The 24,463-nt window shown below is 55.1% G+C and carries 22 protein-coding genes and 1 tRNA gene; 6 read left to right on the top strand and 17 right to left on the bottom strand.

The features are described from left to right. Positions 1-12 precede the first annotated feature (12 nt). The gene (locus DXU84_RS05090) at positions 13-1,587 is read right to left on the bottom strand and encodes an ABC transporter substrate-binding protein (protein ID WP_153375024.1); all 1,575 of its coding nucleotides are present in this window, start codon (positions 1,585-1,587) and stop codon (positions 13-15) included. Positions 1,588-1,730: 143 nt separating this feature from the next. Between DXU84_RS05090 and DXU84_RS05085 the strand changes: the two genes are divergently transcribed. Continuing rightward, positions 1,731-2,381: a DUF1028 domain-containing protein gene (locus DXU84_RS05085; RefSeq protein WP_013574980.1), complete on the top strand. Its 651-nt coding sequence runs from the start codon at positions 1,731-1,733 to the stop codon at positions 2,379-2,381. Positions 2,382-2,677: 296 nt separating this feature from the next. Here DXU84_RS05085 and DXU84_RS05080 read toward each other — a convergent pair. Further along, positions 2,678-2,753 (bottom strand) — tRNA-Asn (locus DXU84_RS05080). Between the two features lie 151 nt (positions 2,754-2,904). Then, complete coding sequence (locus DXU84_RS05075) at positions 2,905-4,113, bottom strand: pyridoxal phosphate-dependent aminotransferase (RefSeq protein ID WP_013574982.1); 1,209 nt, start codon at positions 4,111-4,113, stop codon at positions 2,905-2,907. A 203-nt stretch (positions 4,114-4,316) separates the two neighbouring features. On the opposite strand from DXU84_RS05075, the gene DXU84_RS05070 reads away from it, so the two are divergent. After that, the gene (locus DXU84_RS05070) at positions 4,317-5,525 is read left to right on the top strand and encodes a gamma-glutamyl-gamma-aminobutyrate hydrolase family protein (RefSeq protein WP_153375022.1); all 1,209 of its coding nucleotides are present in this window, start codon (positions 4,317-4,319) and stop codon (positions 5,523-5,525) included. A gap of 59 nt (positions 5,526-5,584) precedes the next feature. Here DXU84_RS05070 and DXU84_RS05065 read toward each other — a convergent pair whose 3' ends face one another. The 7 genes from DXU84_RS05065 to DXU84_RS05035 all read right to left on the bottom strand — a co-directional run bounded on the left by DXU84_RS05065 (position 5,585) and on the right by DXU84_RS05035 (position 12,409). Further along, positions 5,585-6,505: a dihydrodipicolinate synthase family protein gene (locus DXU84_RS05065; protein ID WP_013574984.1), complete on the bottom strand. Its 921-nt coding sequence runs from the start codon at positions 6,503-6,505 to the stop codon at positions 5,585-5,587. Positions 6,506-6,539: 34 nt separating this feature from the next. After that, positions 6,540-7,724, bottom strand: a complete 1,185-nt coding sequence (locus DXU84_RS05060; protein WP_013574985.1) for a Xaa-Pro peptidase family protein — start codon at positions 7,722-7,724, stop codon at positions 6,540-6,542. Continuing rightward, positions 7,721-8,818, bottom strand: a complete 1,098-nt coding sequence (locus tag DXU84_RS05055) for a mandelate racemase/muconate lactonizing enzyme family protein (protein WP_013574986.1) — start codon at positions 8,816-8,818, stop codon at positions 7,721-7,723. Before DXU84_RS05055 ends, DXU84_RS05060 begins: the two co-directional genes overlap by 4 nt. Positions 8,819-8,828: 10 nt before the next feature. Next, the gene (locus tag DXU84_RS05050) at positions 8,829-9,992 is read right to left on the bottom strand and encodes a M20 family metallopeptidase (RefSeq protein WP_112151789.1); all 1,164 of its coding nucleotides are present in this window, start codon (positions 9,990-9,992) and stop codon (positions 8,829-8,831) included. Positions 9,993-10,076: 84 nt separating this feature from the next. Beyond that, positions 10,077-10,820 carry an amino acid ABC transporter ATP-binding protein gene (locus tag DXU84_RS05045; RefSeq protein ID WP_013574988.1) on the bottom strand — a complete coding sequence of 248 codons (744 nt, stop codon included), beginning with the start codon at positions 10,818-10,820 and terminating at the stop codon, positions 10,077-10,079. A gap of 10 nt (positions 10,821-10,830) precedes the next feature. After that, positions 10,831-11,544: an amino acid ABC transporter permease gene (locus DXU84_RS05040; protein WP_013574989.1), complete on the bottom strand. Its 714-nt coding sequence runs from the start codon at positions 11,542-11,544 to the stop codon at positions 10,831-10,833. Positions 11,545-11,590: 46 nt separating this feature from the next. Further along, a complete protein-coding gene (locus DXU84_RS05035) occupies positions 11,591-12,409 on the bottom strand; it encodes an ABC transporter substrate-binding protein (RefSeq protein ID WP_013574990.1) in 819 nt (272 codons plus the stop codon). Positions 12,410-12,601: 192 nt separating this feature from the next. Between DXU84_RS05035 and DXU84_RS05030 the strand changes: the two genes are divergently transcribed. The 3 genes from DXU84_RS05030 to nac all read left to right on the top strand — a co-directional run bounded on the left by DXU84_RS05030 (position 12,602) and on the right by nac (position 15,602). After that, positions 12,602-13,501 carry a GntR family transcriptional regulator gene (locus tag DXU84_RS05030; RefSeq protein WP_013574991.1) on the top strand — a complete coding sequence of 300 codons (900 nt, stop codon included), beginning with the start codon at positions 12,602-12,604 and terminating at the stop codon, positions 13,499-13,501. A 39-nt stretch (positions 13,502-13,540) separates the two neighbouring features. Next, on the top strand, positions 13,541-14,326 hold the full coding sequence (locus DXU84_RS05025) for an SDR family oxidoreductase (RefSeq protein WP_121019453.1): 786 nt from the start codon (positions 13,541-13,543) through the stop codon (positions 14,324-14,326). 349 nt (positions 14,327-14,675) lie between these two features. Beyond that, the gene (nac, locus tag DXU84_RS05020; protein ID WP_013574993.1) at positions 14,676-15,602 is read left to right on the top strand and encodes a nitrogen assimilation transcriptional regulator NAC; all 927 of its coding nucleotides are present in this window, start codon (positions 14,676-14,678) and stop codon (positions 15,600-15,602) included. Positions 15,603-15,685: 83 nt separating this feature from the next. Here nac and DXU84_RS05015 read toward each other — a convergent pair whose 3' ends face one another. The 4 genes from DXU84_RS05015 to spy all read right to left on the bottom strand — a co-directional run bounded on the left by DXU84_RS05015 (position 15,686) and on the right by spy (position 19,424). Continuing rightward, positions 15,686-16,021, bottom strand: coding sequence for a phage holin family protein (locus tag DXU84_RS05015; protein ID WP_015689658.1), 336 nt, complete (start codon positions 16,019-16,021; stop codon positions 15,686-15,688). Between the two features lie 246 nt (positions 16,022-16,267). Next, entirely contained in the window at positions 16,268-16,573 is a 306-nt protein-coding gene (locus DXU84_RS05010; RefSeq protein WP_153375020.1) for a YbdD/YjiX family protein, read from the bottom strand. Further along, a complete protein-coding gene (locus DXU84_RS05005; protein ID WP_013574996.1) occupies positions 16,566-18,632 on the bottom strand; it encodes a carbon starvation CstA family protein in 2,067 nt (688 codons plus the stop codon). Before DXU84_RS05005 ends, DXU84_RS05010 begins: the two co-directional genes overlap by 8 nt. Positions 18,633-18,920: 288 nt before the next feature. Continuing rightward, positions 18,921-19,424, bottom strand: a complete 504-nt coding sequence (spy, locus tag DXU84_RS05000; protein WP_153375017.1) for an ATP-independent periplasmic protein-refolding chaperone Spy — start codon at positions 19,422-19,424, stop codon at positions 18,921-18,923. A 367-nt stretch (positions 19,425-19,791) separates the two neighbouring features. Between spy and DXU84_RS04995 the strand changes: the two genes are divergently transcribed. Beyond that, on the top strand, positions 19,792-21,225 hold the full coding sequence (locus tag DXU84_RS04995) for a PLP-dependent aminotransferase family protein (protein ID WP_153375015.1): 1,434 nt from the start codon (positions 19,792-19,794) through the stop codon (positions 21,223-21,225). Positions 21,226-21,234: 9 nt separating this feature from the next. Here DXU84_RS04995 and DXU84_RS04990 read toward each other — a convergent pair whose 3' ends face one another. Genes DXU84_RS04990 through DXU84_RS04980 form a run of 3 tightly spaced genes read right to left on the bottom strand, consistent with a single transcriptional unit; the run spans position 21,235 to position 24,463 of the window. Then, on the bottom strand, positions 21,235-21,843 hold the full coding sequence (locus tag DXU84_RS04990) for an SIS domain-containing protein (RefSeq protein ID WP_013574999.1): 609 nt from the start codon (positions 21,841-21,843) through the stop codon (positions 21,235-21,237). Further along, entirely contained in the window at positions 21,840-23,480 is a 1,641-nt protein-coding gene (locus tag DXU84_RS04985; RefSeq protein ID WP_013575000.1) for an FGGY-family carbohydrate kinase, read from the bottom strand. The genes DXU84_RS04990 and DXU84_RS04985 overlap by 4 nt, the downstream gene beginning before the upstream one ends. Positions 23,481-23,509: 29 nt before the next feature. Further along, positions 23,510-24,463: an ABC transporter permease gene (locus DXU84_RS04980; protein WP_013575001.1), complete on the bottom strand. Its 954-nt coding sequence runs from the start codon at positions 24,461-24,463 to the stop codon at positions 23,510-23,512.

Below are 24,463 nucleotides of genomic sequence, written 5' to 3'. Positions count from 1 at the left end.
GTTTCTCTCCGATTACTGTTTGGTTACCCGGTTGAGCAACAGATTGAAATTCGGTTGCAGTGCGAAGTGCTGAATTCGTGTGGAGGTTACGGCGTTCTGTTTCCAGTTGGCGACGAAAATCCACGGTGCATCGTCATGTACGAGCTGCTGCACCTGCCTGTAAAGCGCGGCGCGCGTTGCGGTGTCTGTGGTCATGCGCGCTTGTTGCAACAGATTGTCCACCTGCGGATTGCTGTAATAACCGGAGTTAAAACCGCCTTTTTTCGGCCAGGCGTCGGTGCGTAGCGTCAGGAAAGGTAGGGTGTCAGGGTCGTTGGTCATCCAGGCCATTTCCGCCATATGGGTGTGATTGTCCAGACCGGCATTAACCTTCGATAGATAGGTATTCCACTCATAGGTCTGGAGCGAAACATTCAGACCTACTGCTTTCAGGTCAGCCTGAATGGCGGTGGCCATCGGGATGGGATCCAGCATGCCTGATCCCCCCTCGGCGACGTAGAAGGTCAGCGTTGTCCCTTCTGCTCCGGCGGCTTTCAGCAGTGCGCGGGCTTTAGTCGGATCATAAGGATAGGGCGTCACCTCTTTATTGGTCGCCCAGTTAAAGGCGTGGGGGATCGGGCCCTCGGCTACGTCGGCCGAACCCTGCAAAATTTTATCTGTCAGCGACTGTTTATTGATGGCGTAATTCACCGCCTGCCTCACCCGCACGTCGTTAAAGGGTGGCACTTGTGTATTGAGCATCACGTACCAGACGTGTGGGCCGGTAGTCTGGTACAGGCGGAAGCGGTCACTTTTCTCCTTGAACAGTTTCACCGTGTCAGGAGGCACTTCTACCATTGCATCAATGCCGCCGGAAAGCATCTCGGCGACCCGCGTATTACCATCGGTGATGGGGCGGAACACCACGTTTTGTACCGCAGGTTTACCGTCCCAGTAATCATTATTGGCCGTCACCACCACGCGCTGATTGGCTTTCCATTCTGCAAAGCGGAATGCGCCAGTGCCGACCGGGTGACGGCCAAACTCTTTGCCGTATTTTTTCACTGCCGCTGGTGACACGATAAGGCCGGTTGGCGTGGCGAGGTTGGAGAGAAACGGTGAGAACGGCTCTTTCAGCGTAAAGACCAGCGTATTTTGGTCCGGTGTTTCGATGTTTTTTATCGAAGAGAAGAAAAACGACAACGGGAAAGGCCCGGTGTCATGCCACGGATTTTTATCATCCAGCATACGGTCAAAGGTAAATTTCACCGCATCGGCATTAAACGGTGTTCCGTCCTGAAATTTCACCCCTTCGCGCAGATAAAAGCGGTAAGTAAGGCCGTCGGGACTGATTGTCCAACGGGTGGCCAGCGCCGGTTCGATATCCAGTTTCCCCTCACCGTTACGCACCAGTCCGTCGTAAACGTTCACCAGAATGCGCGAGTCGTTGGCTGCGGTAGCAACCTGTGGATCCAGTGATTGTGGCTCAGCCACCTGACCAATCAACAGCGCATCCGCAGGGGTTCTGGCCTGCACCTGAGCCTGCCACGACAGCGCAAAGAGACAAAAACAGATTGGCATAAATGACTTTTGCAAAGCTGGCAGCATATCGACCTCGTCGCTTAATAAAACGCTATGTGGAAACCTCAGAAAAAAATCAGGCGTTGTCCTGTTTATTATTTATGCGTATAAATTAACTGAATTGCAATAATTTATACGTATAAATTTAACCAGACTGTCGCGGAGTACTTATGACTTTTTCTATCGTGGCGCGGGATCCGCACTCAGGTGCGGTGGGTGTCGCCACCGCTACCGCTGGCCCTGCCGTGGGTGCATTGGTGGTACACGGACGTGCGCAGACCGGCGCGATTGCCACCCAGGCAATGACCAATCCACTTTACGGGGAGCGGGGTCTGACGTTGTTACACCAGGGGGCCGATGCGGCATATACATTGAAAAACCTGCTGGCGCAGGATGCGGACGCTGCCCGAAGGCAGCTACTGATAGTCGATAATCAGGGCAATACGGCGCAGTGGAGCGGGGCAGATTGCGGAGTCTGGGCCGGAAGCATCGCGGGGCATCAATGTGTCGTCGGTGGGAATTTACTGACTGGGGAACGAACGCTGTTTGCGATGCTGGAAAATTATCACCTGCAAACTGACCTGCCGCTGGCCGACCGCCTTCTGGGGGCCATGAACGCCGGTGCGCAGGCCGGCGGCGACCGGCGCGGGCTTAAATCTGCGGCGCTGAAAATCTGGTGCGACCGCCAGTATGCCAGCGTTGATCTGCGCGCTGACTGGTCCGATGCGCCGTTGGAGGCGTTAGCGGAGATCCTGCAACAGACGCGCTCTCCTTCTCATGCCGATTTTTTTTCCGCCTTACCGAAAGGCCAGCTGCGTTAATCAGTCATAAGATTGCATAAAGGTACAGGCCATGAGAATCAGAAACATTAAAGGGTTTTGCGGGTGATTTTAATTTGCGGATTTTTGAGTCGTTAAGAGATATTTGGGGGTCACTGCCTCATCGAACTCACCTGACCCCAAATCTGACCACCAAATTTCCCGGTGCGGAGGGAAAACTGAAAATGCATCAGGACTATTTTCACACTCACTGATTGCATCAACGCCATACAGGCCCGGGCTCCGGGCATAAAAAGCAAAAATCCCGCTTAAGTTTCCTTAAGCGGGATTTTCTAATTTGGCTCCTCTGACTGGACTCGAACCAGTGACATACGGATTAACAGTCCGCCGTTCTACCGACTGAACTACAGAGGAATCGTTGGAACGGGGCGAATAATAGCGACTGCCCCGTGGCATGTCAAAGGGGAAACTGAATAAATGTGTGCGTTTGCTGATACTTTAGCCAAGTTGTTGAGAATAGAGTCAAAAAGGCCCGTTTTCATATTGAAGCAGGCCTTTTTCGGTCTTAACGCAATTCACGACAAGCGCGGGTGATTCGCTCGCAGGCTTCCTGCAACCGGTTGTCATCGATGGCATAAGCAATACGTAAATAACCCGGCGCACCAAAAGCAGAACCCTGAAGCGTGGCGACATGGCCTGATTTCAGCAGATAAGCTGCAAAATCTTCATCTGTTCTGAGAATATCGCCTGAAGGTGTCGTTTTACCTGACATCCCCTGACAATTAGCGAAAACGTAAAATGCGCCCGGCGGCGTTTCGGCACTCAGGCCGTCAATGGCATTCACGCAGTTCATGATCAGGGTGCGACGGTGCGTCAGGATGTCGATCCAGTCCGCGATGAATGCATTGCCCTGTTCCAGAGCGGCAACAGTCGCGGCCTGAGAAATGGAGCTGGGGTTGGAAGTGCTTTGCGACTGCAAAATTTGCATGGCAGAAATCAGCCACGCGGGGCCGCCCGCATAACCCAAACGCCAGCCGGTCATTGAATAGCCTTTAGAAACACCGTTTACGGTCAGGATACGCTCTTTCAGACGAGGTTCGACTTCGGCGAGTGTGGCGAAAATACCGGGCACAAAACAAATTTGTTCGTAGATGTCGTCTGCCATCACCAGCACCTGCGGGTGCTCCAGCAGAACGGCGGCCAGTGCGTGGAGTTCGTCAGCTGAATAGACTGCCCCGGTCGGATTGTTCGGGGAGTTGAGGATGACCCAACGTGTTTTCGGGGTGATTGCGGCGGCTAAAACTTCCGGCTGCAATTTCCAGCCATCACTTTCCAGGCAATGAACAATCCGCGGTTCACCTTCCGCCAGTGCCACCATATCCGGATAAGACACCCAGTAAGGGGCCGGGATAATCACCTGATCGCCAGACGAAACGGTGGCCAAAAGTGCGTTGAAAATGAGTTGCTTGGCGCCACTGCCCGCGATGACTTCATCCGGGCGGTAGCTGATCCTATTTTCACGATTAAACTTAGTCATGATGGCGTGTTTAAGCGCGGCGGTACCGGCAACGGCAGTGTATTTTGTGTCACCTTGTACAATCGCGTCGATGCCAGCCTGCTTAATATGTGCGGGAGTATCGAAATCCAGCTCACCTTCGCCCAGGTTGATGACATCAGTACCTGCCGCGCTGAGCGCACGAACCTGGTCGGAGATCGCCGCTGTCGGCGAAGGGCGCACGCGACGCAAACGAGGTGCAAGAAATTCAGCAGACATTGTTTCCCCTGTATGAACAATAACAAAATTGTATTATGTGAATCATTAAAACCAATTTAAACTTACCATTCTTCTTTTTGCTTTGCTCATAATTTCTTCGTGCTGAGCGGTATTTTACTGACGGAAACGGCAGGGCAGCGGGTATTGCTGGCGGTGAGCCTGCGGGCTGTCTGAACTTTTCATTTATATTTCAAGGTTGTCTTATGGCTCTTATTTTTGTTGCACATGACACACCTGAGCCGTCGCTGTACGGTGCGATGGCGGCAATACTGGCGGCACAAAAGGATTTACCGCTGGCGCATCTGCCGGTGAGCTGGGATACCGCACGCTACCCTGATGCCTGCCAGCACGTCGTTGGTGAAGGGCAACGGGTAACCAGCGGGTTGCTTTGGGCAGAACGGCTGATTTTGCAAAGTGCCGGTAAAGTGATGAAGCTGGAAGAATTGCTGAAGACGTATGGCACCGGGGATGTGGTGATCCCCCTCGGGCCAATGCAGATCATTCAGTTCACTCAAATTGCACGGCAGGTTCGTGAAAACGCGTTTGACTATGAATTGATTACGGTTGAGCGCGAAAATCAGGGGTATATGTTCAGGCGGCACGGACTGACGGATGAAGCCGCCGGATGCTGGTGGCGTGATCGTTATGGGCGCTGGATAAATCACGATACGCCGCCACAAACCACCACTTCGCTGCGTATCGCGCTGGTCGGTGCGCAGTCCGAGCAGTGCACGACCTATCCGGCCACGCTCGCTGCGTTGGGTGATGCCGCGGATGCTTTATCAGTGTCGCTTGATATGGTGTATGCCGCGCCCCAGGTGCTGGAAGATCATCTGCATGAGGTGATGGAAAACGTCGATGGCATTTTACTGCCGGGCGGATCCGCGATGTGTAATGTTACCGGACAGATTTGTGCCGCACATTACGCCCTGAATCGCCATATTCCCATTCTCGGCTTGTGCCTGGGCATGCAAACCATGACTACGGCCATCGTGCAGAACATGATGGGTTCTGCGAAAGCCAATCTGGCGGAAGCGGATCCTGATGCTGATGCTGATATTAAAACTTTTGTGCCGCTGACGAATACGCCAACATTGCCGGTTCACCGCCTCGGGGATCATCGGATGCATTCCCGCCCCGGCAGCCGGTTGCATGAGATTCTTGGCGATGAATTTATCGTGCGCTACAACCACCGTTTTCACCTTGCACCTGAACTGAAACCGGATCTGGAAAATCACGGATTACTGATCAGCGGGACCGATGCCACCGGCAAGATTGCTGACGGAATCGAATTCACCCGCCATCCGTTTTACCTCGGCGTGCAGGGCCACCCGGAGTTGTCATCACTGCCGGTGAAACCTCACCCGTTGCTGATAGCTTTTCTGAAAGCGGCGTCAGCTCAGCACGGATAAATTGACGGCACCATGAAAAATCCCCGCCTGCAAAGACGGGGATTTTTGCTTAAAGCGGGTTACTTCAGGGTGACGCCGGAGCGCGGATCGGCGGCCAGACGGCGCAGTTCCTGCTCCACCAGCCCGATCACATCAGCTTGCAGATCAATCAGCGGGGCGCGGACATGGTGGCCGTCAAAACCGCGCAGGTTCATGGCCGCTTTTACCAGTTGCGGCTGACCGAAACGGCGGGCCAGCGCCCGGTACGGATACCACAGACGGTGCAGTTCGCGTGCGGTGCTGGCATCGCCGCTTTCCAGCGCACGATAGGTTGCCAGAATAATTTCCGGCAGAGCGCCGCTGTTGGTGGTGCTGATGCCGTCAAAACCACACATCATCGGCCCTAAAAATGCCAGATCGGAGGCGCAGAACAGACGCAGACGCCCGCCAAGACGGTTGGCAATCTGATCGATGGCGGTCGGGTTCAGGTCACCTTGTTTGATACCCACCACGCCGTCGATGTCGGCCAGTTGCTCCAGCACTACCGGCGGCAACGTAATGCCGATACCCGGTGCGTTATACACCAAAATACCGGTGCGTGATAACGGTGCCATCTGTTTGAAGAAGCTGATAATTTGCGCGTCGGTCACTTCAGAAACAAACGGCGGCGTGACCATCGGCAGGCCACCCAGATCGCCCGCCAGTTGCGTTAAATCACGCACGACACGGACATCTGAACCTGCGCTGCACAACATCACCGGCACGCGGTCACCCACCACTTCCATCACATGGCGGAACAGCGTGGCGCGTTCGTCGGCGGTCATCGCCGGGAATTCACCGTACGTGCCGCCAATCAAAATGCCGTCATAACCGAGGCCGATGACCCGCTCAATGTTGCGGGATAACCCGGCAAAATCAAACTCGCCGCCCGCCGTAAAAGGCGTCACGGTAATATTAAAAATACCTTTCAGGCGCGCCTGACTTTCACTGATGTCTTTCATTTATTCAATTCCCATCATCTGGTTAAAAGCAAAATCAAAGTAAGGTCAGCGGACGATCCACTGTGCCGAGGGCGCGATAGCCGGTTTCGGTCACCACAATGGTTTCACTGACACCGACGGTGAATTCGCCGTAAATGCGCAATGCAGGCGGAATGTGGAAGGTCATTCCCGGCTGTAATTCGGTGGTGATGCCGCTGTAAAGGCTGAGGATCGCGCCTTCGCCCCAGTCCGGTGCGAACGAAATACCAATCGAATAACCGGTGCGTTTTTTGAAGTTATCGGTATAGCCAGCGCGGTCGATAACGGCCTGACAGGCCAGATGCGGCGCTTCGCATGTCGCGCCCGGACGGATGGCATCGAGTGCAGCCTGCAACGCTTCCTGACAGACTTTTTCCATTTCCAGCGCCACGGCTGGCGGTTTGCCGAGCCAGGCGGAGCGCATCAGGGCCGCATGATAACGGTCGTGAGTGGCGGCCATTTCAAGGAAAATCGGGTCGCCCCCGAGAATTTTACGGCGTCGCCATGTACCGTGCGGCACACCGGTGCGCGGGCCGCTGGAGACCAGCGGTTCCATGCCCATATATTCGGAACCGGCGGCAATCGCTGCCCCCATCATGGCGGAAACCAGGTCGTTTTCTGTCGCACCTGCGGCAATCGCCGCGCGGCCTGCCAGCATGCCAGCGTCAACGTAACGGGCGGCGTGCGCCATTTTTTCCAGTTCTGCGGCTGATTTCACGGCGCGCAGTTGCTCGATAACACCAGCCGCATCGTGGATCGTGCCGATTTCAGCCTGTAAGGCTTCGTATATTGCGATCGGCAGAAACCAGCCGCGTTTATCGATCCCGATCCGGCTCTTCATCCAGCCACGCGTTTTCAGCACATCGAGCAGGAAATTCACCGGATTATCGCCATCGGTATAAATCGCCGCGTCGCGGATAAAGGTGTTGGAGATGAAGTTGAAATACTCAAGCTGGCGGATAACAAACACCGGATCGCCTTCCACCGGCAGTACCAGCGTCTGGAAAGTGTAATAGCCCGGTGTTTGCTGACCTGTCAGGTAAAAGATGTTTTCCGGCCCGGTGATCACCATCACGTCCAGACCGGCTTTCACCAGTAACTGACGCGCCTTCGCCATGCGCTGCCGATATTCTTCTTCGTGAAATGCAGATTCTGCGCCTGGCACGACGCGGCCCGTATCGGGTAATGATGTTGCTGTCATTGTTCAAACTCCTGAATAAATTCTGCCTGGGAAGGGGTGAAGCGGATACCCAGCCCCGCGCCCGGCGGGCTGCTGAGTAACCCCTGATGATAGGAAAGGCCGTGAACCGGGTCGTTACCCAGCCCGTCGGCACCGTAAAGTTCGGCGTAAGCGGGCTGGCAGGCGCGGGCGACGTGCAGGGCGGCGGCGGTAGCGGCACCGCCTTCGTTCATCTGACCAATCATGAAGGGCACGCCCGCTGCCGTAAGACGTCGTGCGGCAGCCATTGTCGGCGCAATGCCGCCCATTTTGACCAGTTTGAGATGCGCCATAATCTTGCCGTTCAGCGCCAAAATGCGTTCTAAATCCGCCTCGCTGCTCATGCTTTCATCGAGCATCAGCGGCACCGGACTGGCTTCGGCCAGCGTCGGATAATAGTGCGCATTAGCGTCAGAAACCGGCTGTTCGAGATAACTCATGTCAAACTTCGCCAGCGAGATTAAATGGCTGCGCGCGGCTTCCGGCTGCCATTGGCCGTTGGCATCTGCGGACAAACTGATTTCGTGCCCGAAACGTCGGCGCAGCGCACTGAGCCGTGCTTCATCTTCTTCGAACGAAGCCACGCCGACGCGCAGTTTAAGCTGTGTAAAACCGCGATCCACATACGCCGTCGCCTGTTGCAGCATCTGCGCCATCGGCGTCCAGAACAGCGTCTGGTTGGTGTGATAACTCACCGTTTCGCTATTATCTGCGCCCGCCAGTTGCGCCACGCTGATGCCTTCCTGACGCGCGATCAGATCATGCAGCGCGATATCCAGCAGCATGCGTGTCGGTGCCAGAAAATCCGCCAGCCGTTGCGGCAGATTGAGCAAAATTGTGCTGGCAGGCTGACTGAGATCCAGTTGCTGCAACGCACGGATCACATCACTCAACACCCGTTCGGCGCTGTAACCATTGAGATACGCCATGTTGATGCGCACTTCGCCCAGCCCGTTGAAGTTTTTGTCTTCAAGCAGCAGATACAAGGTGTCCAGCCCCGGCACACTGCCCGACGAGGCGGTATAAAGTTGCAGATGCGGATACCGCAGGTCGGCGCGATATAATGTCGCTTTCACCGTTTTCCCCTCAGCGTTTGAGCATTTTTAAGGCAACATCGCAGTAAATTTTGCTGCCTGCTACGAATTCATCGATGGGGATAAATTCATCAGGTTTATGCGCGACGGCCAGCGAACCGGGGCCGATGATGATGCCTTTAGTGCCCAGACTGCGAAAATGCACCAGATCGCATCCTCCCTGAAAACCGAACGGGCCGGGTTCAGGATTGCCCTGGGCGGCGCAGGCTTCAACGCCCGCCCGCACAATCGGATCGTCCGAATCGGTTTCGGTCGCACCGCCGGTGGTGGGTTTGTAGGTGATGATTTCACTGCGCACACCGAATTTTTCCTGCGCCAGTTGCAGTAAATCCTGAATTTCCTGTTTCACGGCGTTTTCGTCTTCGCCCGGCACCATACGCCGGTCGAGCAATAATTCGCAGGCGCCCGGCAGCACGTTATCGGCATGCCCGCCGCTAATGCGCGTGACCGTCAGGCTGGCGTTACCGACCAGCGGATGGCAGCGACAACGCACGGTATGTTCATGCGTTTCTTCCACCAGACCGAGCAGTTGCGCGGCACGGAAAATAGCGTTCTCGCCCAGCTCCGGTGTGCCGGAATGCGCGGTGACGCCATGAACGCGAACCAGCGGACGTAAACTGCCTTTGTGCGCCGAGTATGTGGTGTTGGACGTCGGTTCGCCGATCACCACGTAATCGATATGCGCCGGGGCTTCGCGCACATAAAACTTCGCGCCTTCGCTGGCGACTTCTTCGTCGGCGACAAAAATCGCCATCAGCGTGCCGCGCCAGTCATTGCGGTTGGCCGCGAGCCAGCGCATGGCTTCGATCATGGCGATCAGCGGGCCTTTAGCGTCGCAGGCTCCGCGGCCATACAACCGCCCGTCGCGTTCGGTGAGGGTGAACGGATCCTGCTGCCAGCCTTCACCGGCCGGTACGACGTCGATGTGGGTATTAAAGGCAAAGCACGGGCCGCTGCCGTTTTCCAGCCTGCCAATCACGTTGGTGCGTCCCGGTGCGTACTCGCTGAGCGTCAGGTCGAAGCCGATGTCGCTGAGCATGGCGCTGATAAGCTCTGCGGCCTCGCGTTCACGTCCCGGCGGGTTTTCGGTATTGATCGCCACCAGTGCGGCAAGATCGCGTTTCATTCTGCTGATATCGGGCGATGAAAGACTCATCGGTGTCTCCTGAAAAACAGTTTTGTGGCAAAAGTCAGGCCCCTGGTGAGGGCGCAATAGGTGTTTTGAGAGTGCTGAAAAGGATCAATGTAAGATTTGATCTAAGAAACGTTGTGCCCGCAGGCTGACATCGCCGCCGAAGAATTTTTCGCCGGTCGCGTTTTCGATGATTTCGCCGTTTTCCATAAAGACGATGTGATTGGCTGCACGTTTCGCGAAGCCCATTTCATGCGTGACCACAATGCTGGTCATGCCTTCGGCGCTGAGATCGGCCATCACGTCGAGCACTTCGCGGATCATTTCCGGGTCGAGCGCCGAAGTCGGCTCGTCAAACAGCATCAGTTTGGGTTTCATCGCCAGTGCACGGGCAATGGCGACACGTTGCTGCTGGCCGCCGGAAAGTTCATCCGGGAACGAATCGGCTTTATCAGGAATTCGTACTTTGCCGAGCAGTTCCAGTGCCTGCGCCTCGGCTTCACTGCGGCTGACGCCCAGCACGGTCATCGGCGCGAGCATGATGTTTTCGGCCGCCGTCAGATGGGAAAACAGTTCGTAGTTCTGGAACACCATGCCGATGTCACGGCGTAATTTATGCGGCTCGATACTGGCGTGGGTGATGTCCTGATTGCGAAAGAAGATCGACCCCCCCTGGATCGGCTCCAGCAAATTGATGCAGCGCAGCAGGGTAGATTTGCCTGAGCCTGACGGACCAATCAGCACCACGGTTTCGCCCTGAACCACATTCAGGGAACAGTTTTTAAGCACGTGTTGTGCGCCAAAATGTTTATCGACGCCGATGATTTCCAGAACCGGTTTGGATTGACTCACGGACTTCTCCTCAGTTTGGCGTGCTGCTGCGCAGCAGGCGTTCAGTCAGTGACAGCGCGGGTTTCTTGCGCTTTTTCGGATCAAGCGAACGTTCCAGCCAGGCCTGTCCGACCATGAATACGGAAGTCAGCACCAGGTAGTAAATACCTGCGGCGCACAGTGCTTCGAAATATCGGAAGCTGGCGCTGGCGGTCTGATTGGCGATAAGCAGCAGTTCCTGCACGGCAATCACCGACACCAGTGCGCTCGACTTCAGCATGCTGATCATCTGATTGCCCATCGGCGGCAACACGATGCGCGCGGCCTGTGGCAACACAATCTTGCGCATGATCTGGCTCTGAGTCATGCCGAGCGCCATCCCCGCCGTTCGCTGCCCGCTGCGTACGGCCTGTAAGCCGGAGCGTAAAATCTCCGCCATATACGCCCCTTCATTTAAGGACAGCGCCATCACCGCACAGGTGAAAGCGGAGAAGCGCAGGCCGAAGGTTGGCAGGACGTTGTAAACGAAAATAATCTGGAACAGCACCGGTGTGCCGCGAAATAACCAGAGATAGAAGAAGGCCAGAACGGATCCCGCCCGGAAGCGGGATTCCTGCAGCAGGGCCAGCACCAGCCCCGCAATAATGCCAAAGAACAACGAGCACACCGTTAACAACAAGGTCATTAATGCGCCCTGAAAGAACGCCGGTGAGAACAGGTATTGCCAAACAAGATCAAGTGACATGAACTTTCCTCAACGTCAGGGCAACGCTTTACTTAACATCACGGTTTCAGAAAATGGACACCGAAGCCGGGAACTGCCATTTGCTGATGATTTTTTGATAAGTTCCGTCTTTCACCACGTCCTGAAGGCCTTTTTCCAGCAGCGATTTCATTTCGGTATCGCCTTTACGCACGGCAAAACCGATGTGCGTGTCTGCTTCAAACTCAGCGCCGACGGCTTCGAAGGTATCGCCTTTTTCACTCAGCAGCGCCACAGCACCCGGCGTTGACAGGAATTCTGCATCAGCACGTTTTTGTGCCACTGCGACGGCGGAATCCGTGGCAGCCGGGAAGGTCAGCACGGTCAGCGCCGGTTTTTTCGCATCCAGACATTTTTGGTTGTCTGCACGCGCCTGACTTTCTTCAATGCCGCCCAGCGTCACGGCGATGTTTTTGCCGCACAGGGACAAATCTCGACCGGTGATTTTTTCCGGATTGCCTTTCGCCACAATGACGCGGCTGCCGATTTTCAGGTACGGCACAAAATCCACCTGCTCAGAACGGGTCGGGTTGATGTACATCGCTGAGTTGATGATATCGAGACGTTTGCCCTGCAACGCGGGGATCAGTCCTTTGAACTCCATCGACATCGGTTCCGGTGTCAGCGCCAGTTTTTTCGACAGGGCGGTGATGAGATCGATATCGAAACCGGTCAGCTTGCCATCTTTAGTAAATTCAAACGGCATGAACGTGGCGGCGGTGCCATACGTCAGATGACCTTTACTGACCAGAACTGGCGCAGCAGCCTGGCTGAACAACGGGGCACTCAGGCAAATAGCGGCCAGAGAGACGGCGGCATATCGACGCAAAAAAGCTTTTTTTGACATGACAGACTCCAGTTTCCCATGAGCAGGATTGCTCTTTGTGTCTCATTAAATACAATTAAATTTGTGAGTCAAGGCTCTTTTTTGGTGCATTAATTGCACGATTTGGGGGCTTTGTAACCAGACTTCACCATCCTCAAGGCTTGTGATATTGTACAAACCTAAACAACAAATACTTTCAGGTGCTGCTATTCCATGACCCAAACTACGACAGCCAGCGGAAGGCGTCTGGCAAACCAAATCCTTGACCTGATACGTGAAGCAAAATTTGAGCCAGGTCATCATCTCAGGGAGCAACAACTGGCTGATATGCTCGGTGTGTCGCGTACGCCGGTGCGTACTGCCCTGAAATTACTGTGTGAATTAGGCATTATCGAAGCGCGGCGCAATCAGGGTTTTTTCCTGCTGAAAGCCTTCGATGAACTTCAGCGCATCAGCATTGATATCCCCGCCAGTAATGATCAGGATTTATACGAGCAACTGGTGAAAGACCGTATCGCCGGAAAGTTGCCGGATTCCCTGACGCAGACGGAAATCGCCCAGCGCTATGACGTCGATCGTGGCGTGCTGGCGCGCACGTTGCTGCGTCTGGCGGAAGACGGGTTGATCGCTCGCAACAAAGGGCATGGCTGGTCATTCTTACCGACCCTGAATACCGATGTAGCGCTGAGTAACGGCTACGGATTCCGTCTGATGATTGAGCCGGGCGCGCTCATGGCGGCAGGTTTTCACGCCGATAAAAGCGCGCTGCGCCGCCTGCGGATGCAGCATATTTATCTGATTACGCATCCGGATATTCTGGCCGTTGATGGCCGTCAGATTTTCGAAACGGACGCCACCTTTCATGAAATGCTGGCGGAGTTCAGCGGCAATATTTTTGTTTTACAGGCAATTCAGCAGCAAAACCGGCTGCGCCGCCTGCTGGAGTTCGGCAGTTACACCAATAAACAGCGTGTGCGCGAATGGTGCGAGGAACATGTCGCCATCATCGACGCCGTGCTGGAAGGGCGGATGGAAGCGGCGGCGGACATGATGCGCAGCCACCTGCAATCGGCTTATCAGATGGTGCTTAACAAAGTCAGCAAAGTGGGGTGAACCGCTGTTTTTGTCTTACATAAACCAGAGGAAAAAGTGATGGATTTTGGTATTCAGGGCCGCGTGGCGCTGGTCAGTGGCGCAGGCGGCGGTTTAGGCCGTGCGATGGCCATTGCCCTGGCAGGCGAAGGCGTTCAGGTGGCGGTTTGCGGGCGAACGCTCAGTGCGTTGCAGGAAACTGTCAGCCTGATTGAAAAACAGGGCGGTACCGCGCAGGCGTGGGTGCTGGATCTGACAGCACCGGAAAGCTTTGATGATGTGCTGATGCAAATCCGCCGCACATTCGGACCGGTGGGTATTCTGATAAACAACTCAGGCGGGCCGCCGCCGACGAAGGCGGCTGGCGTCGCGCCGGATGCGTGGCAATCTCAGTTCTCCACGATGGTGAGTTCGCTTATTCAACTGACCGATAAAGTGCTGCCGGATATGCACAATGCGGGCTGGGGGCGGATTATTACCAGCACGTCGTCGGGCGTGATCGCGCCAATTGCCAACCTCGGCATGTCGAATACTTTACGCATGGCGCTGGTCGGCTGGTCGAAAACGCTGGCCTCCGAAGTGGCGGGTGACGGCATCACGGTTAACGTGATGGTGCCGGGGCGTATTTCCACGCAGCGTCTGGGTCAGCTCGATGCCGCACGCGCCGGGCGGGAAGGGACATCGGTTGAAGAGGTCGCGGCAAAAAGTGCCGCCAGCATTCCGGCAAAACGCTACGGTAAACCGGAAGAGTATGGCGCTGTGGCGGCGTTTCTTGCCAGCCAGCAGGCGTCATATGTAACCGGTTCGGTGATCCGCGTCGATGGCGGCATGATCCCGTCAATATAAACGCGACGTCAGGACGTGATGCTGCGAATCTGTTTCGTGGCATCGCTGTTATTAACCCTGCTAATTTATAAGGGTGACCTATAAGAATGCATGATATTGGTGCATCCTTCTTTATCAGCGCAGTGAATTCCCTCTGAGATTCCCCGCGCCCTCCGTTTCCCACACGTCACGCGTAATAGTTTTCTCTTATATTTTGCGGTATTAGCCTCTGAAGCAGGCGTTTTTAATCTGCATGCCGGAGATTGGCGTAAATCTTGCTTTTATCAGTCACGCTAATCGTTTGCGTAGATAACTTACCTTCATAACAACAGTCCAGGGTTATCCCTTTTCGCGCAAAATGGAGACAGAGATGAATCTCAGACGTCTGAAATACTTTGTGAAAATCGTCGATATTGGCAGCCTGACACAGGCCGCTGATGTTCTGCATATCGCCCAACCGGCATTAAGCCAGCAACTGGCGACACTGGAAGGGGAATTGCAGCAACAATTGCTGATTCGCACCAAGCGCGGCGTCACTCCTACCGAAGCAGGTAATATTCTTTATTCCCACGCCCAGGCCATTTTGCGCCAGTGCGACCAAATCCACAGTGCCGTGAATAACGCCGGACAATCGCTCAGCGGACAGGTTTCTGTCGGCCTTGCGCCGGGCACTGCCGCCTCCGGGCTGGCGCTGCCGTTGCTACAGGCTGTCCGCAAGCAGCACCCGGGCATTCTGCTGTATCTCAACGAGAATTTCGGCACTGCGCTGGGCGATTTAGTGCTCAACGGGCGCATGGATATGGCGGTCTTTTATGGCACCAGCGTGGCCTCAGGGTTGAGCAGTCAGCCGCTGATGAAAGAAGATTTGTATCTGGTCGGCGCGCATTCTGTGCCGAATCCGGGTAAATATGTCGAACTGGCTGAGGTGGCAAAACTAAACCTGTTCATGCCGCGTTCCCACAATGTCACCCGCCGTCTGGTGGATGATGCGATGGCGTTGCGCCGTTTAAGTGCCAATATCATTGGTGAAATTGAATCTTCCGCCACGCTGACTGCCGCCGTTGCCAGCGGTCTGGGGGCGACTATTTTGCCTGAATCCGCTGCCCGCACCATGACGGGTCCGGCTAAAGCCTGGATGTCATGCATCAGCAGTCCGGCGATTCAGGTTCCGCTTTCGCTGTGTGTTTGTGAAACGCTGGCGTTATCGCAGGAAGCCATGGCGGTGAAGAAGATCCTGCTGTCTCTGGTTTTCGAACAGACGGCTCCGGTGGCAGAGCCGATGTTAGTGGCGAGTTAAGCGGGGCGTTAACATTCAGCTAACCAGAGCAAGGCAAAAAAATCCCCGGCGCATAGATTTTGCCGGGGAAGAGGTGAATGCGCTTATTTAGACGCCGGACTGTAGTTGTCAACAAAGCCAGCGATTCTCTTACCGATAAGGGTGAGAAGTGGCCCGGCAAATACCCCGCCCAAACCGGCAATGACCAGTAACCGGTCATCGTTGGCGTTGCGTGACAGAACGAAAATACTCAACAGCATTCCGCTGAAGCAGGAAACAACAATCTGCAACAGGCATGCCCTGATTTCATCCAGGATGGGTTTCTGCTGCCTGAGCATGATATAGCGAACAATCCCGCCCCACGCCGCCATTCCAATGACGCAAAGTACAATACGGTGATCCATCAGGAGGATGTCCCGGATATGTGTTGCCTCGATCATAGTGATGCCCTCAGAAGTAAAAATGAATTCTCAATAAAACTAATGCGGCTAAATTATCACCAGATACGAGGGGGCTAAAATCACAAGACAACACATTTCACTGTGAGGTTTTCAGGCTGACATCACCGGGCAATTAAAAAATATAAAAGGCTTTGCATTTCAGGTGGTGTGACGACACCTTCCCCTGTGTGAAGAGGAAGGTGTAAAACACGACATCGTGACTGAGCCGGAGGGGTCACTCTGATGTCAGCACGGACATTTCCCCATTTTCCCGCCTTCGCTCGGGAACCGCGCTTCAAGGCATCGCCGGTGGAATTCGCGTTCGGTCATCGGCGTCATTTCCGGGTGTCTGACCTTCATGTGCCGGACATAATTCTGATAATCCTGCACGCCGACCATCAGGCGAAAACTCTGAGTAGTGCGTTTTATCGCCAGTTTCAGCCAGCCGGTCACATTGTGTGGTTTTGGCTGCACGGTGAACAACGGCTGACAGCGGATGACGTGTAACGCCGCAGGGCGCGCGGTTTTAAATAATGCTCTTGAATCAGACATGGCGGGCCTCGCGACGTTGTACGACAGCCGTTTCATGCACTGTCGGTGTGCTCGATTGCAGCGCGCGACGGATAACGAAGAACGCTGAAATCAGCATGGTGACCGCCACCAGCATAAAGAATCCACACAGGATGGCGTTGATCTGATTGTTCAGCACGATGGTTTGCATGTCCGCCAGCGTTTTGGCCGGTTTAATGATTTCGCCGCTGTCGATCCCGGCAGAGAATTTCTTCGCCTGCGCCAGGAATCCAATCGACGGTTTTTCGTGGAAAATCTTCTGCCAGCCCGCAGTCATCGAGGTGATAAACAGCCAGATAGTCGGCAAAATCGTGACCCAGGCGTAGCGTTGTTTCTTCATTTTGAACAGCACCACGGTGCCCAGAATCAACGCCATCGAGGCCAGCATCTGATTACCAATACCAAACAGTGGCCACAGAGTATTAATGCCGCCCAGCGGATCGACGACACCCTGATAAACGAAGAAGCCCCAGCCCGCAACCGCGACGGTGGTACCGGCGAAGGTGCCGATCCACGAACGGTTATTCGCCAGCGAAGGGACGGCGACCCCCACCAGATCCTGCACCATAAAGCGGCAGGCGCGGGTACCGGCATCCACTGCGGTCAGAATAAATAAGGCTTCGAACAGGATCGCGAAGTGATACCAGAAGGCCATCATCGCGCGGCTGTTAAACACATCGGTGATGATGTGTGCCATCCCGACAGCGAAGGTTGGTGCGCCACCGGCGCGGGAAAGGATTGACTGCTCGCCGACATCTTTGGCTATTTGCGTAAGAATGTCTGGCGTGATGACAAAGCCCCAGCCGTTAATCACCTGTGAAGCGCTCTCTGCCGTGGTGCCGATCAGCGCCGCCGGAGAGTTCATCGCAAAATACACCCCCGGGTCGATAACCGACGCACAAATCAGCGCCATGATTGCCACGAACGACTCCATCAGCATCGCGCCGTAGCCGATAAAGCGGATATGGCTTTCGCGCTCAATCAGCTTCGGCGTTGTGCCGCTCGAGACCAGCGCATGGAAACCGGAAATCGACCCGCAGGCGATAGTGATAAACAGGAACGGGAACAGGCTGCCAGAGAATACCGGGCCGCTGCCGTCAATAAAGCGCGAAACCGCTGGCATTTTCATCTCTGGCATAGCAAAGACGATACCGACCGCCAGCCCGACAATGACGCCTATTTTCAGGAAAGTTGAGAGGTAATCGCGCGGTGCCAGCAGCAGCCAGACCGGCAATACCGAGGCAATAAACCCATAGATCACCAGCACCCAGGTCAGCGTGGTGCCGTGCAGGGTAAAGAACGGTCCCCAGTAAGGATCCGCCGCGACGTTGCCGCCGTAAACGATGGCGAGCATCATCAGCACGAAGCCAATCACCGACACTTCTGCAATTTTCCCCGGACGCAGAAAACGCATATAGATGCCCATAAACAGGGCAATGGGAATGGTCGCGGCAATGGTGAACAGACCCCACGGGCTATCGGCCAGCGCTTTGACGACCACTAACGCCAGCGCGGAAAGAATGATAATCATCACGCCCAGCGCGCCGAGCATGGTGATCACGCCCGCGAAACTGCCCAGTTCCTGCTTTGCCATTTCGCCCAGTGAACGGCCGTCACGACGGGTGGAGATGAACAGGATCAGGAAGTCTTGCACCGCACCGGCGAGCATCACGCCGACCAGGATCCAGATCGTGCCCGGCAGGAAACCCATTTGCGCAGCCAGTATCGGGCCGACCAGCGGACCCGCGCCTGCGATGGCGGCAAAGTGGTGGCCGAACAAAACCCATTTATTGGTCGGCACATAATCCAGCCCGTCGTTACGACGCTCGGCAGGTGTCATGCGTTTGTCATCGAGTTCGAAGACTTTTTCGGCGATAAACAGGCTGTAGAAACGGTAGGCAATGCTGTAACAGGCAACGGCAGCGACCACCAGCCACAGGGCGTTAACATGTTCGCCCCGGCTCAGGGCCAGCATTCCAAAGGCAAAAGCCCCGATTAACGCCACCACCAGCCAGGTTATCCCGGACTTGACGCTTTTCATGATGTACAACTCCTTATGAGTGGTCCGGTGATAGCCAGCCACTTTTTATGTAGAGAGTGTGATGTAGAGAGGTAAGGGTCGCATGGCCGAATGCGGTTGCGACTTTGTTGAATTACTGTTTAAAAATAATGTGTTTATACAGAAAAGTATGAAGTTAAAGATGAATTTGTGATGGGGCTGACGCTTTGCGCAGAGAAGACTGGTCGGATGACAATAAAGTTGTGGCGGGTAAGTAAAAAAGCAAAAAAAACCGGCCACGGGGGCCGGTTCTCCTGTCTGGTCGGTCAATTATTCAGCGGTTACTGGTTTTTCCTGACCCGGTTTGTGGTCACGCATCTGTTCCATTTTGGCCGCGCGGTTCTGGTAGTTCTCATTGAACTGTTTTTTCTGCTCTGGTGTCAGCAGGTTATACATTTTGTTCTCTGCGCGGGCACGGTCGAGCATACGATCAGACTGTGCTTTGGTAATGGTATCAATCTGCGATTTCACCTTGGCTTCATCGAAGCTGTCGGAAGCCACCAGGTTGTGCATCTGATCCATCTGGGCTTTCATCGCTGCGCGGTCAGGGCGCGCGCCGCTGTCTTTCATGATTTCTTTCATCTGCGTTTTCTGCTGCTCAGTCAGGTTCAGCGCCGCAAACGGGTTCATATGTTGCGGTCCTTTATGATGCAGCATTTTGCCGTGCGTCGCGGCATCAGTGGCCGGTGTGGCTGCGGTTTCAGCAGCAAATGCGAAAGAAGCAGAGCTCAAAGCCAGAGTTGAAGCCACAATCATTGCGGTAAGTTTACGCATAATTAAATTCCTCATTGGAGATTCAGGCAATTCGCCCGTTTTGTTTCGACGAAAACAAGTCTACGCAATCCAATGAATAGTAATGCGGTGTGGATGTAAAAGAGTGAAAGGCGTGGTGTTACTTTTCCAGCGATCATGGAGAAAGTGTTTAGAAAGCGTAAGGTTGCGCGAACAGGTGTGAAGGGAAGCTCAGATAAATCTGAGTAATGCGATGAATTAACACATTACCATGGCGAATGTTTCGCCGCCATACCTCCCGGGTAAACATTGATTGCTGTTGATGAGCAGTTTACTCCGGGGAAAAGCGCAAAATCAGGCATAATAGTTATCATTTGATTAACACTTCCTATAACAGTACTGATGAATTATGACTCAATCCCGTTATGAAACGCTGGCGCGTACGTTGCGCAGACAAATTGATACGCAGGTCTGGTTGCCGGGCGACCGGCTGCCTTCCTTACGTGATACCTGCAAACAGTCTGGCCTGAGTCTGATGACGGTTTTGCAGGCCTATCAGTTGCTGGAAAGTCAGGGGGTGATTGTCGCGCGTCCGCAGTCCGGTTATTACGTGGCAGCGGGTATACAGCGGCCGGTGCGCCCATCTCCCGACGGGTATTTGCATGCTGCAGAGCAGGTGGACGTCAATGACGCCATTTTCGACATTCTCAAAGCCGGGCAAGATCCCGCCGTGGTGCCACTCGGTTCTGCGTTTCCTGATCCGACACTTTTTCCGCAGCCACGTCTGGCGCGTTCCCTGGCCAGCGCGGTGCGCCGGATGTCCCCGCACAGCGCCATTGCGAATCTGCCACCGGGTAATGAAGAACTGCGCCGCAGCATTGCACAGCGCTATGCACAAAATGGTATTGAAGTCGCGCCCGATGAAATCGTCATTACGTCGGGTGCGATGGAGTCGCTCGGGTTAAGTTTGCAGGTGGTGACAGAGCCGGGTGACTGGGTTGCTATCGAATCGCCAGCTTTTTACGGCGTATTGCAGGCGATTGAACGGCGCAAATTAAAAGCCATCGCCATTCCGACTGACGTGCGTTACGGCATGGATCCCGATGCGCTGGAACAGGCGCTGAAACTTTATCCGATCAAAGCCTGCTGGCTGATGTCGAGTTTTCAGAACCCGCTCGGATGCAGTTTGCCGCCGGAGAAAAAGGCACGGCTGGTGAGTATTTTGCAGGCACATAAAGTGGCTCTGATCGAGGACGACGTATACAGCGAACTGTATTTTGGCAGCGAACGAACGGTGCCGCTGAAGGCGTCAGATTATCGCAGCGACATTCTGCATTGCTCATCGTTTTCGAAATCCCTCGCGCCGGGCTTTCGCGTGGGCTGGGTGGCGGCGGGGGCTTATGCTGAACGTATTCAGCGCCTGCAACTGATGAGCACGTTATCGGCCAGCGTGCCGGTTCAGCTGGCGTTAGCCGATTATCTGCAAAAGGGGGCGCAGCAGGGAGGTTACGATACCCATCTGCGACGCTTACGGCGCGTACTCGAACAACGGCAGATGGCGATGCGTCATGCGATTCTGGCGGAGTTTCCGGCGCAGGTGTCGGTGACGCAACCTGCAGGCGGCTATTTTCTGTGGCTGGATCTGGGTGACAATGTGGATGCGGCGCGGGTCTATCAGCGCGCGCTGACAAAAGGCGTCAGCGTCGCGCCCGGCACCATGTTTTCTGCCGACAAGCGCTTCAGCCATTGCATCCGTATCAATACCTCTTTCGAATGGGGGCCGCACACCGCGCGCGCCATCTCCATTCTGGCGGCGCTGGTGGCGGAAGAGATTAAAGGTTGAGAATGTTGTTCACAGATCCTGCTCACGCAGCGTCTTGCCCACATTTCCGCCCGGATGCACTTTCAGCAGGCTTTGCTGATCGAAACCGTTGCGCAGCATGATATTGCCGCACAATGCATCGAACACCGCCAGCACCAGCACGACAGACGTGGTGGCCAGCATATTGAGCGGGTCGATTTCCCGCCGGATATGCGTTTTCACCACCAGCGTGGCGGCGCGGGCAATCGCCGAATCCAGATTCTCCGTCACACTGATGATTGCCACACCTTTGGCTTTCAGCGTCGGTAACAGGCGCGTCAGCTCTTCAGAATTGCCGCCACGGGAAATCAGGATCATCAGGTCGTTGCTGCGCATAAATCCCAGGTCACCGTGGGCGGCATCGGTGGCGCTCAGATACACCGCCGGTTGCTCGACGCACGCCAGCATGTGGGCTATTTTCCGCGCGGCAATGCCCGACGTGCCGACGCCGGTGACGGCAATTTTGCCCGTGCAGCCGGTGACCAGCGTCAGTAACTGCTGCCATATATCAGCATCGAGATGATGCTGTAACGCCAGTAATTCCTGACTGTAGGTCTGCCAGCCCTGACACGCCAGGGTAAATTCTTCATCCGCATTCATTGGGTTTCCCCCTGCATCAGGCGGCGGTATTTCATGCTGTCGTGGTACATCTCATGAAATACGCGGTATTTACGGTCGTAATACTCTTTAATTTTGTTGGTTTGCGGTGTCACGGTTTTGCCGATGCGGCTCATGGCGGCCATCGCTTCTGGCAAAGAGTCGTAGGCGCCCGCCGCGACGGTGCCCATCATGGCACTGCCGAGCAGCATCGCTTCGCTTTCTTCCGGCAATAACATCGCGCAGCCTGTGGCGTTGGAATGCTCCTGAACAAACACCGGATTTTTGGTGCCGCCGCCGCTTGCCATCATGGTATCAATGCGATATCCGCTCTGATTCATGGTCTCGATAATGTGGCGGGTGCCCAGCGCCAGCGCCTGAATGGTGGCCAGATAATGCAGCGCCATGTCTTCCGGCGTACGCGAGAGTTTCAGGCCGGTCAGCGTACCGGTCAGCGTCGGGTTAGCGCGCGGTGAACGGTTGCCGTGGAAATAGGGCAGCATATGAATGTCTTTGGTCAGGAAGGCAATATTCTCCGGTTCACCGGCCATTTTTCGCAAAATGCCGTTGAGCACTTCATAGATGGTTTTGCCGCTGTCTTTGCCCTGTTTCAGTAAATCCTGATAACACGGATGCGACTGAATCACATGGTCAATCAGCGCCCCGGTAGTGGATTGTCCACCTTCGTTCAGCCAGTAATCAGGCAGAATGGCCGAATAGTATGGCCCCCAGATACCGCCGATATAGCGTGCGCTGCGGGACATCGCCATATGTGCCGTGGACGTGCCACCAATCAGCGCAATGCGGTTGTCGAAATCGGCCGATTCACCGGAGGCGCCGCTGGCACCGAGAATACCGAGGCTGCCTGCGTGGGCATCGATAATGGAAACGCTGACGGCGGTACCGGCCATCAGCCCCATTTCTGCAGCGGCACGCTGGGTCAGACCGTGTCCGAGCGGTTCACCCATGGTTTTCACTTCGCTGCCGATTTTCGCCGCGTTGTTTTCCAGTAAATCTTCCAGTCCGATCTGACGGAAATAGCTGGGATCCCAGCGGTCTTCATGGCCGATATACGTCCATTTACAGACGGTAGAACACAGCGAACGGGTGGTGTCCTGCGTGGCGCGCCAGGTCAGAAAATCCGGCAGGTCGAACAGGTGGCCGACGTTGTTCCAGGTGGTGGGCATATGCTGTTTCAGCCACAGCAATTTTGGCGTCTGCATTTCCGGCGAAATAATCCCGCCGACGAATTCCAGCACGCGGTGACCTGTGGCGTTGATGCGCTCGGCCTGAGTAATGGCGCGGTGATCCATCCAGACAATAATGTTTTGCTCGCTGCGCCCGGACGGGCTGACGGTCAGCGGCTTGCCTTCTTTATCCAGCACTACCAGCGAACAGGTGGCGTCGAAACCGATACCTTTCACCTGAATCGGGTTGATGTCCGCCTGATTGACCGCGTCTTTCACGGCATTGCAAACGGACTGCCAGATCTCATCAGAAGATTGCTCAACGAAATCGGCTTTCGGGCGGTACAACGTAATCTCACGGCTGGCCTGGCCGACCATGCGGCCGGTCATGTCGAAGACGCCCGCGCGGGCGCTGCCGGTTCCTACGTCTACTCCAATAAAATAACTCGCCATGTTCTTTCCCTTCGGTAAAAAGCTTTCGCTTAAGATTTTCTGTTTTGCAGAGCGATAAACAGGATCAGGACGCCGCCCCACAGAGCCATTGTCAGGTAACTGCTGACGCCCATCAGGTTCAGGCCGCTTTCCAGCATTTGCAGGACGATCAGCGCCAGTACCAGTCCGATGACCCGCCCGAAGCCGCCGTCGGGGTTAATTCCGCCGAGCACGGAGGCCAGAATGGTTACCAGCAAATACGAGTCACCGTAGCCTGCTTTTGCCGAGTTAAATTTGGACATCATCAGCAGTGCCGCGCCCCAGCCGAGCAGGGCGGAAAGCACATACACTGCGATGGTCACTTTGTGCGTATTGACGCCACTGAAGCGCGTGGCCTGTTCGTTGGAACCCATCAGATACAAACTGCGGCCAAGCGTGGTGTGTTCGAGTAAAACCCACAACAACAGCGCCACCAGCAGGAAAAGCAGCAGGGCGACGGGAATGCCCAGCAGACTGCCATTGCTCAGATACTGTATCGCCGCCGGGAAGCCGGAAATCACCGCGCCGTTGGTCAGCAGAATATTCAGCCCGGCGATAAGTGTCATGGTGCCGAGCGTTGCCAGAATCGGTGAGACACCGATATACGCAATCAGCGCGCCGTTAAGTACGCCAATGACAACCGCAACAGCCAGACCGGCGAGCATCGCCAGCACGAAATATTGCGGCTGATCCGGATGTGCCACCAGAATGGCCGCCATGACCAGCGAACAGGCATTGGCACCGGCAATGACCGAAAGGTTGATACCGCCGGTGAGCATGGTGATGCCCATCCCCAGCGCCAGCATGCCCAGAATCGGCAACTGCGAAGAGATCGACTGGAAATTACCGACGCTGTAGAAACTGCCGCCCAGCGTGAATGAGAACAACACGGCAACGGCGACGATGATCAGCAACTGCAAACGGATGATGCGGTCGCCGGGGAAGAATCGGTTTAAGGTTGTCAT

The sequence above is a fragment of the Rahnella sp. RcJ3 genome, assembly GCF_009498575.1.
GTDB classification, from domain to species: domain Bacteria; phylum Pseudomonadota; class Gammaproteobacteria; order Enterobacterales; family Enterobacteriaceae; genus Rahnella; species Rahnella aceris.
This window is presented reverse-complemented; position numbering and strand designations above follow the sequence as displayed.

What these genes read in the sequence shown, in the direction of transcription:
- DXU84_RS05090 (WP_153375024.1), bottom strand. Translation starts at nt 1,587, where the DNA reads ATGCTGCCAGCTTTGCAAAAGTCATTTATGCCAATCTGTTTTTGTCTC.
- DXU84_RS05085 (WP_013574980.1), top strand. Translation starts at nt 1,731, where the DNA reads ATGACTTTTTCTATCGTGGCGCGGGATCCGCACTCAGGTGCGGTGGGT.
- DXU84_RS05075 (WP_013574982.1), bottom strand. Translation starts at nt 4,113, where the DNA reads ATGTCTGCTGAATTTCTTGCACCTCGTTTGCGTCGCGTGCGCCCTTCG.
- DXU84_RS05070 (WP_153375022.1), top strand. Translation starts at nt 4,317, where the DNA reads ATGGCTCTTATTTTTGTTGCACATGACACACCTGAGCCGTCGCTGTAC.
- DXU84_RS05065 (WP_013574984.1), bottom strand. Translation starts at nt 6,505, where the DNA reads ATGAAAGACATCAGTGAAAGTCAGGCGCGCCTGAAAGGTATTTTTAAT.
- DXU84_RS05060 (WP_013574985.1), bottom strand. Translation starts at nt 7,724, where the DNA reads ATGACAGCAACATCATTACCCGATACGGGCCGCGTCGTGCCAGGCGCA.
- DXU84_RS05050 (WP_112151789.1), bottom strand. Translation starts at nt 9,992, where the DNA reads ATGAGTCTTTCATCGCCCGATATCAGCAGAATGAAACGCGATCTTGCC.
- DXU84_RS05040 (WP_013574989.1), bottom strand. Translation starts at nt 11,544, where the DNA reads ATGTCACTTGATCTTGTTTGGCAATACCTGTTCTCACCGGCGTTCTTT.
- DXU84_RS05035 (WP_013574990.1), bottom strand. Translation starts at nt 12,409, where the DNA reads ATGTCAAAAAAAGCTTTTTTGCGTCGATATGCCGCCGTCTCTCTGGCC.
- DXU84_RS05030 (WP_013574991.1), top strand. Translation starts at nt 12,602, where the DNA reads ATGACCCAAACTACGACAGCCAGCGGAAGGCGTCTGGCAAACCAAATC.
- DXU84_RS05025 (WP_121019453.1), top strand. Translation starts at nt 13,541, where the DNA reads ATGGATTTTGGTATTCAGGGCCGCGTGGCGCTGGTCAGTGGCGCAGGC.
- nac (WP_013574993.1), top strand. Translation starts at nt 14,676, where the DNA reads ATGAATCTCAGACGTCTGAAATACTTTGTGAAAATCGTCGATATTGGC.
- DXU84_RS05015 (WP_015689658.1), bottom strand. Translation starts at nt 16,021, where the DNA reads ATGATCGAGGCAACACATATCCGGGACATCCTCCTGATGGATCACCGT.
- DXU84_RS05010 (WP_153375020.1), bottom strand. Translation starts at nt 16,573, where the DNA reads ATGTCTGATTCAAGAGCATTATTTAAAACCGCGCGCCCTGCGGCGTTA.
- DXU84_RS05005 (WP_013574996.1), bottom strand. Translation starts at nt 18,632, where the DNA reads ATGAAAAGCGTCAAGTCCGGGATAACCTGGCTGGTGGTGGCGTTAATC.
- spy (WP_153375017.1), bottom strand. Translation starts at nt 19,424, where the DNA reads ATGCGTAAACTTACCGCAATGATTGTGGCTTCAACTCTGGCTTTGAGC.
- DXU84_RS04995 (WP_153375015.1), top strand. Translation starts at nt 19,792, where the DNA reads ATGACTCAATCCCGTTATGAAACGCTGGCGCGTACGTTGCGCAGACAA.
- DXU84_RS04990 (WP_013574999.1), bottom strand. Translation starts at nt 21,843, where the DNA reads ATGAATGCGGATGAAGAATTTACCCTGGCGTGTCAGGGCTGGCAGACC.
- DXU84_RS04985 (WP_013575000.1), bottom strand. Translation starts at nt 23,480, where the DNA reads ATGGCGAGTTATTTTATTGGAGTAGACGTAGGAACCGGCAGCGCCCGC.
- DXU84_RS04980 (WP_013575001.1), bottom strand. Translation starts at nt 24,463, where the DNA reads ATGACAACCTTAAACCGATTCTTCCCCGGCGACCGCATCATCCGTTTG.